Annotated in this window: 10 protein-coding genes; all 10 read left to right on the top strand. The window is 72.7% G+C overall.

Going from position 1 to position 14956, the window contains the following annotated elements; translation table 11 throughout:
• Positions 1-68: 68 nt before the first annotated feature.
• Complete coding sequence (locus ACOJUF_RS26290) at positions 69-3617, top strand: phage tail protein (RefSeq protein ID WP_420124755.1); 3549 nt, start codon at positions 69-71, stop codon at positions 3615-3617.
• Positions 3614-4273: a hypothetical protein gene (locus ACOJUF_RS26295; RefSeq protein WP_420124756.1), complete on the top strand. Its 660-nt coding sequence runs from the start codon at positions 3614-3616 to the stop codon at positions 4271-4273. Before ACOJUF_RS26290 ends, ACOJUF_RS26295 begins: the two co-directional genes overlap by 4 nt.
• Positions 4270-4644, top strand: a complete 375-nt coding sequence (locus tag ACOJUF_RS26300) for a LysM domain-containing protein (RefSeq protein ID WP_420124757.1) — start codon at positions 4270-4272, stop codon at positions 4642-4644. The genes ACOJUF_RS26295 and ACOJUF_RS26300 overlap by 4 nt, the downstream gene beginning before the upstream one ends.
• A complete protein-coding gene (locus ACOJUF_RS26305) occupies positions 4641-5768 on the top strand; it encodes a phage late control D family protein (protein ID WP_420124758.1) in 1128 nt (375 codons plus the stop codon). Before ACOJUF_RS26300 ends, ACOJUF_RS26305 begins: the two co-directional genes overlap by 4 nt.
• Positions 5769-5784: 16 nt before the next feature.
• Positions 5785-6291, top strand: coding sequence for a phage baseplate assembly protein V (locus ACOJUF_RS26310; protein WP_420124759.1), 507 nt, complete (start codon positions 5785-5787; stop codon positions 6289-6291).
• The gene (locus tag ACOJUF_RS26315) at positions 6291-6623 is read left to right on the top strand and encodes a hypothetical protein (RefSeq protein ID WP_420124760.1); all 333 of its coding nucleotides are present in this window, start codon (positions 6291-6293) and stop codon (positions 6621-6623) included. Before ACOJUF_RS26310 ends, ACOJUF_RS26315 begins: the two co-directional genes overlap by 1 nt.
• On the top strand, positions 6620-6994 hold the full coding sequence (locus tag ACOJUF_RS26320) for a GPW/gp25 family protein (protein WP_420124761.1): 375 nt from the start codon (positions 6620-6622) through the stop codon (positions 6992-6994). Before ACOJUF_RS26315 ends, ACOJUF_RS26320 begins: the two co-directional genes overlap by 4 nt.
• A complete protein-coding gene (locus ACOJUF_RS26325; RefSeq protein ID WP_420124762.1) occupies positions 6991-9534 on the top strand; it encodes a putative baseplate assembly protein in 2544 nt (847 codons plus the stop codon). The genes ACOJUF_RS26320 and ACOJUF_RS26325 overlap by 4 nt, the downstream gene beginning before the upstream one ends.
• A 62-nt stretch (positions 9535-9596) precedes the next feature.
• On the top strand, positions 9597-12251 hold the full coding sequence (locus ACOJUF_RS26330; protein ID WP_420124763.1) for a hypothetical protein: 2655 nt from the start codon (positions 9597-9599) through the stop codon (positions 12249-12251).
• Positions 12248-14914, top strand: coding sequence for a hypothetical protein (locus tag ACOJUF_RS26335; RefSeq protein ID WP_420124764.1), 2667 nt, complete (start codon positions 12248-12250; stop codon positions 14912-14914). The genes ACOJUF_RS26330 and ACOJUF_RS26335 overlap by 4 nt, the downstream gene beginning before the upstream one ends.
• The last annotated feature ends 42 nt before the right edge of the window (positions 14915-14956 follow it).

A 14956-nucleotide genomic window follows, 5' to 3' on the forward strand; every position in this document is an offset into this window, starting at 1 on the left:
GCGGCCCCGGGGCCGAGCCACCGACCGCCGCTGCGCCGCCGTCGGCACCGGCACCCGTCACGGTGCGCGTGCCGGAGGCCACGGCCGGCGGCGAAACCCAGGTCAGCGCCGAGGACGCGAAGAGGATCCAGACCGCGGTGCGCGCGCTGCCGACCACCGATCCGGCGCTGGACGTCGATGCCGGCCCGGTCCCGGTCCTCGAACTGGCCGGGGGTGAGGACCCGCAGCAGATCGAGGACCAGGCGACGTCGGTCGAGGAGGCGACCACCGGTGCCCAGCGGGACGGATTGGCCGACGCCCGCGCCGACATGGGCGAGAACGACGTGTTCCCGCAGATTCCCGCCGAGAGGTTGACCGCCGATATCGGCACCTCGGCGGGGGCCACGACCGCGGCTCCTGCGGGCGCGGCCCCGGCGGCCGCCCAGACCCCCGCCGGGTCCGGTGCAACGGGCGGTGCCGGTCAGGGCGCCGGGGGCCCGGGCGGCCCGGGTCCCGATACGGGCGGCCGGGTGCCGGCCGCGGCCATCGACGCCGTGGTTGCCGAGCAGAGCACCGACCAGATTGCGGCCGCCACCAGGGAACAGGGCGCGGCCCTGGGGGCCGCCCGCACCGACCACGACACCTCGGTCGAGCAGGCCAGGACCGACACGGACAAGGCGATCAACGACGAGATCACCGCGAACGGCGGCGAGCAGACGCAGGCCCGCCGCGACGTCCGCGGCGCCGTCGGCCGCGAGCGTCGGGACTGGGTCGGCGAGCAGGACCGGGCCGCCGGCGACTCCCGCACGGCGGCCGGCAAGGCGGCTGAGCAGGCCAGGGGCGGCATCGGCGAGGCCCGGTCGAAGGCCCGCACGGACGCTGGCGCGGCGATCCTGGATGGGAACGAGAACATCACCAAGGAGCGGAGCAAGGCGGAGAAATCTGCGCGGGAGGAGCGCGAGAAGGCCGAGAAGGAAAGCGATGACGGCGGCTTCTTCAGCTGGCTGGGGTCGAAGATCCGCTCCTTCGTCAATCGGATCAAGAGCGCGATCCACGCGGTCTTCGAGTTGGCCCGCAAGGCCGTCGACGCCGTCATCAGCGCCGCCCAGAAGCTCGCCGTGGCCGCGATCGAGATCGGCCGCCGGGCCGTCGTCGCCGCGATCGACCTGGCCGGCAAGGCGCTGATCGCCGCCGGCGACATCGTCCTGGCCGCGTTCCCGGAGGCGAGGGACAGGTTCCGGGCCAAGATCAAGGAAAAGGTCGACGGCGCCAAGGAGGCGGTCAACGAACTCGCCGACAAGCTCAAGGCCGGCGTCACGAAGCTGCTCGACGCGCTCGGCGGGCTGCTCAAGGGCGCCCTGACCTTGCTGGAGAAGGCCTACACCGCGGCCATCGACGCCGTCGGCAAGGTGATCGACTCGGCCATCAAGGCGGCCAGGGTGTTCGTCGACGCGCTGCTCGACTTCGCCGCCCTGATCGCCGATATCGCGTCCGACCCGATTCAGTGGATCAAGAATCTCGGCGCCGGTCTGCTGGACGGGGTGCGGAACCACGTGTGGGGCGCGCTGGTGGGCGCCGTCAAGACCTGGTTCAAGGAGAAGGTCGAGGAGATCATCGGCCTCGGCAGGGTGATCCTCGACGTCCTGCGCAAGGGCGGCATCACCTTCACCCGGATCGTGTCCATGGCCTGGACGGCGATCAAGGAGTCGCTGCCCGGCATCGTGATCCAGCTGCTCATCGAGAAGCTGGTCGCGATGCTCATCCCGGCCGGCGGAGCGATCGCGCTGATCATCGACGGCATCAAGGCCGCGTGGGGTGCCGCGTCGAAGATCCTCGCCGCGTTCGGCAAGTTCATGGCATTCCTCAAGGCGGTCAAGTCCGGCCGATCCGGGCCGTTGTTCGGTGATCTCGTTGGCGCCGCCGCCGTCGCGGTGCTGGACTTCGTCGCGAACTGGGTGCTCAGCAAGCTCAAGGGTCCCGGGCAGAAGGTCGGCGGCGCGCTGCAGAAAATGGCGAAGCGGATCATGACGGCGATCAAGAAGGTCGCCAAGGTGGTCAAGGCCGGCGCGAAGGCGGCCGCCGGCGCCATCAGGCGCGGTGCGAAGGCCGTCGTCGGACTGGTCAAGCGCGGCGCCGCGGCGGCCGGCCGAGTCGTCCGCCGGGTCATGCCGCGCAACGTGCTGGCCCTCGGCCGCAAGGCGGTCGCGAAGGTCCGGGCAACCGTTCGACGCGGGATCGCCAAGGCCAAGGCGGGCTACACCAGGGCCGAGGAGCGTCTGTTCGGCAAGCCGAAACCCAAGGAGACGTCCCAACAAAGGCTCGCTCGCATAGTCGGGATCATCGGCCCACAGATCCAGGGGTGGTTCGATCGGGGCGTCGGCCGCTTCGGGCTCATCGCCAGGCTGACCGGCCTCCGGCTGCGGCATCGGTTGCGCGCGCTCAAGCCCGAGTGGGCCGGGCAACGGGTGGTCGTCAGGGCCCGAGTCAACCCCGAGGCGCAGGCGGCCGTCGCCTGGTCACCGGGCAGCGAGTTGCGGAGGTTGGTCGGTGAAGTCGCGGCCGAATTGCTGCGCGATCCGGAGGTCGTGCGGGCTGCGCGGGCGGCCCAGGCGCAGGCCGAAGCCGGTCAGCCGGTGCTGGTGCAGAGCGGACCGCAGTATCTGGGTGCAGCCTCCGCGACCCACGGCCGGGTCGATCGCCAACAGACCAGCTTCTTGGTGGGTCAGCACCAACCGGTACGCCGGGGATCGTCCGAGCAGACCGGAACGCCATTCACGGCAACGCCCGCTCCGCTGAAGGGGCGTTCCGCCGAGGTCTTCGAAGGACAGCAGAAGATGCGGTCCGACAGCCGCGAGGGCGGCTCCACCTCCGACGTCGCACAATTGTCGGCCGGCGATGCGGGAAAGATTCTCGCCCTTCAACAGCATCAAGTGGTGGCCGGGCACGAGAACTACCTCGACGTCTCCGAAGGGCTGGGCGACCTCGCTCAGCGAGCAACGGGTGACCGCGACAGCGGGCCCGCGATGCTGGAGAGTTTCGTCCGCACCGGGAGTGCAAGTTTGAGCCGCAAGCCCGAGCGGAAGCGACTCGGCCGGTTCGCCGGACTGCTGGGAGTGGTCGAGACTGCCCGAGATCCTGCCCATGCAGCCGATCTCGCGATGGCCACCGACCTGGTCGGTCAGAAGCGCGGACGACTGTCCGCAGTCCTCGGCGGTCATCCTGACGATCCGATCACCGCGGCCGACTTGTTCACCCGGCCCAGCCCTGCCGGGGAGCGGGAGCGGGGAGGTATTCTGCCGATGACCCACACCGGAGCCCAGCGAGCCGCATTCGACGTGTCGGTGTCCGATGCGATGGCCGACGTGGACCGGCTCGACGCACCGGGACCAGCCGGATCGAACCAGCCATCTCGTCCGAACCTTGAACATGCGCGTAACGACCAGGAACGCACCGCGATGTCATTCGCGCATCGCCGCATGTTGCTCGCTGAGCGATGGGTGGAGCTGAAAATGCAGGCCGATCCGGAGGCGTTCAAGGACAGGGAATCCGCCGCCATCGCGATCGAGAACCGGCTACGCCAGTACTTTGGGCTCGCGCTCAAGACCCCCGGCGGCCAACTCCCAGGAGGCGGATCATGACCAGCGGGTTCCCCGGCTCCCCCCGGACCGTGCGCGCCGGCCTGGTCATGCTTGATGCGAAATCGGGCGCGCTGCAACGTGTCATCGTGCTGCAGTACACCCCCGACGCGCTCAGCCGTACCCTGCAGGCGCAGGGCGCCTCCGGTGACGCCGGCGACCGGCTGGATGCGCTGCGGCTCAAGGCGCAGCCGGTGGAGACGATCAAGATCGACGCCGAGATCGACGCCGCCGACCAGCTGGAGACCCCCGACCAGCACGATCGGACCGTTCGCCTGGGCATCAACCCCGAGCTCTCGACCCTCGAGACCGCGATCTTCCCGCGGGCCGACGCGGTGCAGGCGAACATCACGCTGGCCGGCACCGGCGCCCTGGAGATCACGCCGGTGCAGGCCCCGCTGGCGCTGTTCGTGTGGAGTGAGAACCGGATCGTGCCGGTGCGCATCACCGACCTGAGCGTCACCGAGGAGGCGTTCGACCCTAACCTGAACCCGTTGCGGGCGAAGGTGAGCCTGAGCCTGCGGGTGCTCACCGTGAACGACCTGCCGTTGGGTCACCGCGGAGCCGGCATCTACCTGGCCTACCACCGGGCCCGCGAGCAGATGGCCGCCGCGGTCCCCGGCGCGCTCACCCAGCTCGGCATCAGGAGGATCCCGTGACCCAGCCCACCGGGACGGCCGGCCCCGACCCTACCGCCGGATCCGTGGCCGCCGACCGCTTCCCACCGGACAGCCGGTACACGGCCACCGTGGTGGTGACCGAGACCGACCCGGACGGAGCCGAACAGCGTTATCTGGCAAGGCGGTTCGTCACCGAGGCGGATTCCGCGGCGCCGCTGGCCAGCCATCTGGTCGTCGCCGGCGACCGGCTCGACCTGCTGGCCCAGCGGTACTACAGCGACCCGCTGCTCGGCTGGCGGATCGCCGACGCCAACCGGGCCCTGGATCCCGGCGACCTCACCGCAACCCCCGGCCGGGTGCTGACTATCCCGGCGCCGGACCTGTCCGGTCCGTTCGGGGGTGGCTCGTGATCGACCGCATCCGGCTGAACCTGCTCGCCGGCTCGAAGTACCTTCCGGTTCCGGTCCCCCCGGCGATCATCCAGGCGATCAAGAGCATTCAGGTCACCGTCGCGTCCGGCCAGCGCAGCGGCTTCCAGATCGTGCTGGCCACCAGCCGGACGTCACCGATCACGACCACGATGATCCCGGCCGGACTGCTCGACCCGGGCGTTCGGGTGGTGCTGGTGGCCGGCGTCAACGGCCTGCCGCACGTGCTCATGGACGGCATCATCACCCGCCAGGAGGCCGGGTTCTCCAACGAGATCGGCCAGTCCGCGGTCACTCTGACCGGCGAGGACCTGACCGTCCTGATGGATCTGGAGCGCAAGCAGGGTGTGATCTTCCCGCCGCTGAACGCGGTCGGCCAGGTGCTCTGGCTGCTCAAGAACTACCTGCCGTACGGGGTTCTCCCGGTGCCGGTGCCGGAGCTGTTCCCGGACGTGCCGATCCCCACCGACCGGATCAAGAGCCAGGACGGCACCGACTACGAGTTCATCCAGAAGCTGGCCAAGGACAACGGCTACGTCTTCTACCTGGACCCCGGCCCGGCGCCCGGGATGAGCAAGGCCTACTGGGGGCCGGAGATCCGGGTGGGTGTCCCCCAGCCGGCGCTGAACATCGACATGGACGCAATGACCAACGTCGACTCGCTCACCTTCAGCTTTGACGGGCTGCAGGGCAAGCAGGTCACGGTCGCCGTGCAGATCCCGGCAACCAAGATCTCCATCCCGATCCCGCTGCCCGACATCAGCCTGCTCGCACCGCCGCTGTCGGTGCGTCCCGCGCCCAAGCTCAAGACCGAGCCGCTGGCCGGTGCGGCCAAGGACAACCCGATCCTGGCCGTGGCCAAGGGGCTTGCCAGGATGTCCGAGTCGGCCGACGCGGTCACCGGGAGCGGGCAACTCAACGTGCTCCGGTACGGGCGGCTGCTGCAGCCACGCGGCCTGGTCGGCGTCCGCGGCGCCGGAATCGGTTACGACGGCCTGTATTACGTGAAGAGCGTCACGCACAACATCAAGCCGGGCGAGTACACGCAAAGCTTCTCGCTCGCCCGCAACGGGCTGGTATCGATCACACCGGTGGTGCCGGCATGACCCGGGGAGGAAGCCGATGACCACCAAGTACTTCGGCAAGTACCGCGGCACGGTCCTGAACAACGTCGACCCCATGCAGCAGGGTCGCATCCAGGTCGACGTGCCCGACGTGCTCGGCGGCATGCCCTCCTCCTGGGCGATGGCCTGCGTGCCGTTCGCCGGGACCCAGGCCGGCATCTGGGCGGTGCCCGACATCGGTTCGGGGGTGTGGGTCGAGTTCGAACAGGGCGACCCGCAGTACCCGATCTGGACCGGCGGGTGGTGGGGCAGTGCCGCCGATCCGCCCGCCCTCGCGCTGGCCGTCCCGCCGGTGATCTCCCACGTCGTCGTGCAGACCACCCAGCAGAACACCATCTCCATCAGCGACGCGCCCGGTCCCGCCGGGGGTCTGCTGCTCAAGTCCACCAGCGGCGCGATGATCATGGTGAACGACCTGGGCATCACGTTGACCAACGGTGCCGCCTCGATCGTGCTGGCCGGGCCGACCGTCACGATCAACAACGGCGCCCTGGTGGTGACCTGATGCCAGGGCCGGTGATGCAGGTCGGGGGCGTCGCGATGTGCCCGCACGGCGGTCAGATCAGCGTCATCACCAGCAACACGCGGGTGCTGGTCGGAGGCACACCGGCCACCCTGCAGGGTGACACCTACCCCGTCGCCGGCTGCCCGTTCACCCCCGGCCCGGCACCCCAGCCCTGCCTGACCACCCAGTGGATCGTGGTGGCCACCCGGGTCACTGTGCTGGGCCAACCGCTGGTCATCCAGGGCGGCACGGGCCTGTGCCTCGGCCCCACCCAGGCCCCGCAGGGACCGGCGACGATCCTGTCCACCCAACCCAGGGTGGTGGCGCAATGACCGACGACGCGGTGGCCCATCCGCTCCGTATCGACGGCCGCGGCGCGACCGCACGCACCGACCGGGCCGGCCACCTGAACGATCTCATCGAACAGGTCCTGTTCGCCGCGCCGGGCGAGCGGCTGAACCGGCCCGACTTCGGTGCCGGCGTCGGGCAGCTGGTGTTCGCGCCCACCGGGCCCGAGGTGGCGGCGACCACCCAGATGCTCGTTCACGCCGCCCTGCAGCAGTGGCTCGGCGAGCTGCTGGACATCGCCGACGTGCAGGTCACCGCGGCCGACAGCACGCTGGTCATCGAGATCAGCTACGCGGAAAGGCTCAGCCGGCAGCCCGGCACGGCCCGGTTCGCGGTCACCGGGAGCGCGTCATGACCGCGACCACGCTGCTCGACCGGCGCCGGCAACTGATCCAGCAGCAGGGCACGCTGAACGGTATCGACCACATCGAGGTGGTGCCACCGCCGCCGGACACCGGGGCGACCCAGCTGCGGGTCAGCTTCGTGAACCCGCTGGCCGCCCTTCCGTCACCGACGCAGATCCAGGTGACCGGCGGCGACCGGATCCCCACCCTGACCGCCGTCACGGTCGGCAGCACCGACGATCCGGCGACGATCCTGGTCACCCTGGCCGGCGGCGGCGACCTGTCCACCTACCTGCTCCGATTGATCGGCGGACTCACCGACCCGACCCCGCCGACCTGGGTCGATCCCGTCCTGGCCGGTGCCTGCTTCACCTTCGCGCTCGACTGCGGCACCGACCTGCCGTGTGTGGACGACCCCCCCTGTCCGCCGGCCGCGGTCACCGAGCCGGCCCTGGACTACCTGGCCCGCGACTGGTCCAGCCTGCGTGCGGTGCTGCTCGACCGGCTGTCGGTGCTCCAGCCGGACTGGACACAGCGGGACGTCGCCGACGTCCGGGTCGCGCTGGTCGAGCTGCTGGCCGAACTCGGCGACCGCGCGAGCTACCGCCAGGACGCCATCGCCACCGAGGCGTACCTGGGCACGGCGCGCCGGCGGGTCTCGGTGCGCCGGCACGCCCGGCTGGTCGACTACCCGATGAGCGACGGCACCAACGCCAGGGTCTGGGTCCAGCTCGCCGTCCCCGACGGGGTCGTGCTGTCCGCGGGCCCCGGCGCGGCCGTCGTCCCGGCCGGGACGCGGCTGCTGACCGGCAGCCCGGACGCGCCGGTGCTGATCTCGATCGGCTCACCGGCCGAGGCCGACGCGCGTCGGGGCGGCGCCCTGGACTTCGTGACGATGCACGGGCTGACCGTCTTGTCCGGGGCCCACTCGTCGATGACCTTCTACACCTGGTCCGGCGCCCGGCCCGGCCTGCCGGCGGGATGCACGGTCGCGACGCTCACCGGTCACCTGCCGGACCTCGCCCCCGGGCAGGTGCTGATCCTGCTCGAGCACCGCGACCCGGTCGGCGAGTCGAAGGCCGTCGCCGACGCCGACCCGACCCGGCGGCATCCGGTCCGGTTGACCTCCGCGCAGGCCTTCGACGGGCCGCACCCGCTGGTGGACCCGTTGACCGGGGTGGCGATCACCGAGATCGCCTGGGGCGGCGGGGATGCGCTGCCCTGGCCGTTGCTCGTCGAGGGCACGGTCACCGTCGGCGGTGGCACCGAGGTCTACCCGGACGGCGCACTGGCCCTGGGCAACGTCGTGCTCGCCGACCACGGTCGCCCCCAGCCGCCGGTGGAGTTCGGACCTGTTCCGGAGCAGGGACGGCCGGATTTCCGGTTCCCGCAGGGCCCGCTCACCCAGGTCGGCCGCACGCTGCCCCGCCGCGCCGGGCCCGGCGGCCCGGGTGCCGAACAGCAGGTCGTCACCTTCGACCCGGAGGCCCCGGCGACCGCCGCCACCTCCGCAGCGCCGGACCTGGTGCTGCCCGACGTCGGGCTGACCGGCAGCGATCTCGTGCCCTGGCGGGTGCAACGGGACCTGGTCTCCAGCGGGACGAACCGGGATTTGGTGATCGAGGTCGACGACGACGGGATCGGCGCGCTGCGGTTCGGTCGCGACGACGACGGCGGGCCGGTCAACGGAATGCCGCCACCGCCCGGCATGACCATCCGGGCGACGTACCGGACCGGCAACGGCGTCGCCGGGAACGTCGCCGCGGAGGCGATCCGCAGCATCCTCGACGACGGCACGATCGCCGCCGACCTGCGTGCCGTGCTGACCGGACCCGGCGCACCGAAACGGGTCTGGAACCCGCTGCCCGGCACCGGCGGCACGGAGCCGGAGACCGTCGAGCAGGTGCGGCAACGGGCCCCGTTCGCCTTCCGCAGCCAGCAGCGGTGCGTCACCGCCGACGACTACGCCGCGCGGGCCGCGCAGTTCGGCACCCCCGGTCCGGCCCGCATCCAGCGGGCGGTGGCCTCCATCCGGTGGACCGGCAGCTGGCATGTCGTCGTGGTCGCCGTCGACCCCATCGGCACCGAGACCGCCGACGCCACGTTCCTGGCCGAGGTGCACGACTACCTCGACCAGTTCCGGATGGCCGGCCACGACCTGCAGGTGGTGGCGGCCCGTTACGCATCGCTGGAGGTCGGCCTGGCCGTGCACCTGAGCGAGGGCTACCGCCGCGACCTGGTCAGGGCCGATCTGCTCGAGGTGATGTCCAACCGCCGGCTGCCCGACGGGCGGCTCGGGCTGTTCCACCCGGATCGGCTCACCTTCGGAACCGCGGTCTACCTGGGGCCGATCATCGCGGCCGCCCAGGCCGTTCCCGGCGTCGGCTGGGTGGAGGCGACCCGGTTCTCGCGCTACCGGCAATCAGGCGCCGACGCCCGTGCCGACGGCCGGATCGAGATCGGGCCGGACGAGATCGCCCGCCTGGACAACGATCCCAACCGGCCCGAGCGCGGTCGGTTCCACCTCGACGCGCTGGACGGTGGCCGATGACCTGCGCATGCGGCAACGGCCGGTGCGGGTGTGACAAGCGGACTCCGTCCACCCCGTTGACCGTGCACAACCCCCCGGGCCGGTCGCGGATCAGCCGCCGGGTGGTCACCCAGGCCACCGCGAAGGCCACCATGCTGCGAGCCCTGGCCGATCCGGACCGGCCTGCCACCAGCCGGTTCACCGCGCGGTCCGACGACGACTTCGGCGTCGCGATCATCGACGCGGCCGCCGTCGTCGCCGACATCGTCAGCCGCTACACCGAACGGTTCGCCAACGAGCACTACCTGCGCACCGCCCAGGAGCGCCGGTCGCTGGTGGAACTGGCCCGGCTCATCGGCTACCAGGTCCGCCCCGGACTGGCCCCCACCGCCGACCTGGCCTTCACCCTGGACACCACGCCCGGGGCGCCGGACGCCACCGTCATCCCGGCTGGCACCGCCGTGCAGAGCAGCCCCGACCCGGGTGGGTCCCCGGTGGTGTTCGAGACCCTGGCCGACATCGCGGCCGGCCCGCGCTGGAACGCGATCCGGCCCCGCCGCACGCTCCCCCACCCGAGCATGCCGGGGACGGCCCTGGCGTTCGCCGGCGTGGTGCCCATCGCCGTCGGCGACGGGGTGCTGTACCGCACCGGAACCACGCCTGCGCTGGCGTTCGGCCTGGTCGGTTCGGTGACCGCGGTGGACGCGGTTCCCGAGCTACCGGGTCGACCGGGCCTGCCCGCCCGCACCCAGGTGGTGGTCAGCCCGATCGCCGGGACGGTGGGGACGCCGCCGGCCGAGCTGGCGCCGCAGCCGGCGCAGCCCGCCCCGGTGCCTGCCTCGGTGGCCTGGCTCGACGGCACGCGGCTGTCTGCCGCGGATCTCGACGCCGCCCTGCTCGGCCGTTCGATGGGCCTTGCCGATGTCGCCGGCCCGTTCGCCGCGTCCCCGCCGACCCCCGCCACGGCGGTGGTCTTCGGTCAGCAGCGGCCGCTCTTCGGCAGCCAGTCGCCGCGTGCGTCGGTGCTCGCGGCCTCGGTGTTCGACGAGATCAAGACCACCCCCGGCTTCCCGCCCGCGGCCCTGGCGTGGGCCGGCAAGCTCACCCTGCCGTGGGAGGCCGCGACCGTGGCCACCTTCCCCGGCGGGGCCGCCGGCGACGTTTACCTCGACGGGGCGAGCCCGCCGGTGGCGGTGGGCGGCCTGCTCGTGCTGCGCGACGGCGCCACCTGGGGCGCCTACCGGGTGACCGCAGCCGACGTGGTCGGCGTGGCCGGGACCGGGATCAGCGCCCGGGCGGTCCGGGTGCACGTCGCCGACACCGCCGGACTGACCTCGTTCTCGGTGCGGCGGACCACGGCCTTCACCGGGGCGCGGACCCTGGCGCTGGCCGACGTGCCGGCCGCGGCCGGCCACCCGGGCGGCGCGAGCGAACTCGACGGGCTGCTGCGGGGACTGCGCGAGGGCCGGGCGGTGGTGGTGACCGGCGAGCCGGCCGACGACCGCGGTCGTCCCGTCACCGCGGCCACCACGCTGGCCACCGTCGTCCACGATTTCGGGCCGGCCCGGTCCACCACGATCACCCTGGCCGACGCGCTCGCCACGACGATGACCCGCTCCACCATGACGATCGCCGCCAACGTCGCCGCGGCCAGCCAGGGCGAGACGCGCATCGAGGTCCTCGGCAGCGGTGATGCCCGGCAGGTGTTCCAGACCTTCACCCTGCGGCAGCCGCCGCTGACCTACCTGAGCTCGGACGGCATCGCCGGAATGGCGAGCACACTGACGATCTGGGTGGACGGGGTCCGCTGGGCCCAGGTCGACGCGCTGGTCCGGTGCGGTCCGGACGACCGGGTGTTCCTGGTCACGAACGGCGACGGACGTAGCGTCGTGCAGTTCGGTGACGGGGTTACCGGTGCCCGGCTGCCCACCGGCACCGCGAACATCAGGGCCGTGTACCGATCCGGCGGGGACCTCTCCGGTCGGGTCGGCGCGGACCGGTTGACGCTCCCCGTGTCCCGCACCGGCGGCGTCGTCGCGGTGACCAACCCGGCGCCGGCCCAGGGCGGGGACGATCCGGAGTCGGTCGACGCGGCCCGGGTCGGCGCCCCGCTGCGGGTCACCACCCTCGACCGGGTGGTCTCCATGGCGGACTACGCCGGCTACGCCCGCGCCTTCCCCGGGGTGGCCAAGGCCCAGGCGGTGTGGGCGCGCGCCGGCACCCACCGGGGCGTGCTGCTCACCGTGGCCGGTAACGGTGGCGCGATCCTGCTGCCCGACCGCGGCATCGGTCAGCATCTGCTGACCGCCTTCGGCAGCGCCGGCGACCCGCTGGTGCCGGTCGCCCTGGCGCCCTACCGGCCGCGGTCGTTCCGGTTCTCGGCGGCAGTTCGCACCGATCCCGCCCGGGTCCGGTCCGAGGTGCTGGTGCAGGCGGGGAACCGGCTGTCGACCGCATTCTCCTTCGGCGCCCGGGACCTCGGGCAACCGGTCGCCGCCAGCGAGGTGCTGGCGCAGATCCAGTCGGTGCCCGGGGTGGTCGCAGTCACCGTCACCGCGCTGTGGATGGTCGATCCGTCGGCCCCGTCGTTCGTCGGGACGTCCGCTCCGGCGCTGCTGAACGCCGCATCGCCGCTGCCGGGCATCGACATCGGCACCGGCACCGATCGTCTCGGGTTGGCCGGGGCCGAACTGATCGTGCTCGACCCCGCCCCGATCGACTGGAGGGTGCTGCCGTGAGTGCCTCGACCGGGGGCGCGGGGGCCCGGCTATTCGACCTGCTGCCGGCGGTCTACCGGGAGCGGGACGCCCGGCCGGACGGGCAACCCGGCTTCCTGGAGAGCCTGCTCGGCGTGATCGCCGACCAGCTCGACCTGGTCACCGACGATCTGGCCGACCTCTACGACGACCTGTTCGTGGAAACCTGCCGCCCCTGGGTGCTGCCCTACATCGGCGACCTGGTCGCGGTGACCCCCGGTGCGCCGGTCGACGACGACGCCGTGCTCACCCGCGCGGCGGTGACCGACGCGATCGGCCTGCGGCGCCGCAAGGGCACCGCCGCGGTCCTCGAACAACTGGCCCGCGACCAGACCGGCTGGCCCGCCCTGGCCGTCGAGATGTTCAACAGGCTGACCGTGACACAACACCTGCGGCACGTCGTGCCGACCCGCGGGCGGACCCTCTCGCTGCGTTCGGCGGCCGCGCTGGAGCAGGTCGGACGGTCCTTCGACCCGTTCGCGCACACCCTGGAGGTGCGCCGGATCGGCGACGGGCGCGGCCGCTACGCGGTGCCCAACGTGGCGATCATGGTCTGGCGGGACCGGCTGATGCCGCACACCTGGTCGGACGCCCACGCCGTGGACGCGCGGCGGTTCCGGTTCAGCCCGCTCGGGATCGACCAACCGCTGATCACGCGGCCCCGGACCGAGCAGACGATCACCCACCGGGCCGGCCCGATCGACGTCCCGGGACCGGTGACCCGGCGGGCGATGGCGGCCGCGACGGGCGACTACTACGGCGTCGCGAACAGCGTCGCGGTCCGCCGGCCCACCGACCCCGACCCGTTCCCGGCGGCGGATGTGGTGGTGTGCAACCTGTCCGACAACGCGCCGGACGGCAGCACGTGGTCGAACGCGGCCCGGTTGGCCGCCGGCCAGCTGGCGATCGACCCGCAGCTGGGCCGGCTCGCGTTCGGCGCCGACCAGGCCGACCCGCCGACGGTCACCTTCCTCACCGGTCAACCGAGCGACACCGGCGGAAGCGAGCTGCGCGACCGGCCGGCCGATCCCCCCGAAGCGCCGGTCTTCCCGGTCCGCCGCGACGGCGACGCCGGCGCGGCCACCACGGTGACCGCCGCGCTGGCCGCCGGGGGTGGCGCCGGAACCGTCCTGATCGACGACAGCCGTACGTACACAGGGGATCTCACGGTCACCGTGCCGCCCGCCGAGCAGCTGCGGCTGGTCGGCCGGGGTGGCGCGCAGCCCGTCATCGACCTGCCCACCGGTGCCGTCGTCACGGTCGGCGAGCGGGGCGCCCTGACGCTGTTCGGGCTGGTACTGGCCGGCGGTCCGCTGGTGGTGCGCGGACGGCCGGATCGGATCGAGGTCGGCGACTGCACCTTCGTGCCGGGCGGGCGACCCGACCCGGCCGCGCAGGTCCCGCCGCCGGTCGGCCCGTCGATCGTGCTCGAGCTCGACACCGATTGGCAGAGCCAGCTTGTGATCGACAACTGCGTGACCGGGCCGCTGCTGCTGCCGGCGGACAGCGGCGAGGTGACGATCACCGACAGCATCGTCGACGGCGTCGCCGACGGCCTCGGCCGGACGGCCGCCATCGGCGCGCCCGGCCGGCCCGTCCCGGCGCTGCGATCCCCCACTGCGCCGGCGCCGCTGAACCTCTCGCCCGCGTCGAGCACGTTGAACCTGACCCTGGGCACCGACCCGGCCCGGCTGATCACCCTGTCGAGCGTGCCGACGGACATCGCCGGTGCCGCCGCCCTGCTCGACGCGGCACTGGTGGGCACCGGAGCCCGCGCGATCGGGACGGCCGACCGGGTGGTGCTGATCGGCGACGGTCGCCCGCTGTCCGTCGATCCGGTGCCGGGCAGCGACCTGGCGGACGGGTTGGGTCTGGTCGGGGCGGCGGCACGGGCGCGGACGATCGTCGGCGGCCCGGCCGACCCGGTCGCGGCAGGCACCGGCGGGGCGGTATCGGTGGCCGACTCCTCCGGCGCCGGCGTCACAGTCGTCCTGCCGGCCGGCGCCGCCGACCTGCCGGGACTGGCCGGCCTGCTGGAGGCCGCGGTGCGAGCCGCCGATCCCCGCCTCGCGGCCGCCGCCGTCGGCGTCCTCGACAACGCGCTGGTCCTGATCCCACCCGGCGTCGACCCGCTGACCCTCGCCCCGTCCGGCACCGACCCGGCGGTGGCCGCCGCGCTGGGCCTGGTGTCGCCGCGACCGGCCATCGCGGGCGACCCGTCCGGCGGCTCCGGCGCCACCGTGTCGCTGATCCGGAGCACCGTCCTCGGCTCCGTCGCGGTGACCGCCGTGGCTCTGGTGCAGGACAGCATCGTCACCGGAACGCTGACCAGCGACCGGCGACAGATCGGCTGCCTGGAGTACTCCTGGATCGCGCCGGGCAGCAGCACGGCCCGCCGGCACGAATGCCAGCCCGCCTCCGCCGACACGCCGCCGCCCCGGTTCGTCTCGACCCGCTTCGGCACCCCCGGATACGCCCGGCTGCGCCGGGCCGGGGCGAGCGCCCTGATCCGGGCCGCCAGTGACGGCTACGAGATGGGCGCCCTGGCCCGGCTGCGCCAGACCCAACGCGACGACAATCTGCGCCGGGCCGTTGCCGAGTTCCTGCGCTTCGGGCTCGAGGCGGGGGTGCTCGATGGCACCTGATCGACATCGCGTACCGGTTCACCCCAGCACCCCGCCCACCCA

Source organism: Nakamurella sp., assembly GCF_048594475.1.
In the GTDB taxonomy this organism is placed as follows: Bacteria; Actinomycetota; Actinomycetes; order Mycobacteriales; family Nakamurellaceae; genus Nakamurella.

What these genes read in the sequence shown, in the direction of transcription:
- ACOJUF_RS26320 (WP_420124761.1), top strand. Translation starts at nt 6,620, where the DNA reads ATGACCGACGACGCGGTGGCCCATCCGCTCCGTATCGACGGCCGCGGC.
- ACOJUF_RS26295 (WP_420124756.1), top strand. Translation starts at nt 3,614, where the DNA reads ATGACCAGCGGGTTCCCCGGCTCCCCCCGGACCGTGCGCGCCGGCCTG.
- ACOJUF_RS26315 (WP_420124760.1), top strand. Translation starts at nt 6,291, where the DNA reads ATGCCAGGGCCGGTGATGCAGGTCGGGGGCGTCGCGATGTGCCCGCAC.
- ACOJUF_RS26310 (WP_420124759.1), top strand. Translation starts at nt 5,785, where the DNA reads ATGACCACCAAGTACTTCGGCAAGTACCGCGGCACGGTCCTGAACAAC.
- ACOJUF_RS26325 (WP_420124762.1), top strand. Translation starts at nt 6,991, where the DNA reads ATGACCGCGACCACGCTGCTCGACCGGCGCCGGCAACTGATCCAGCAG.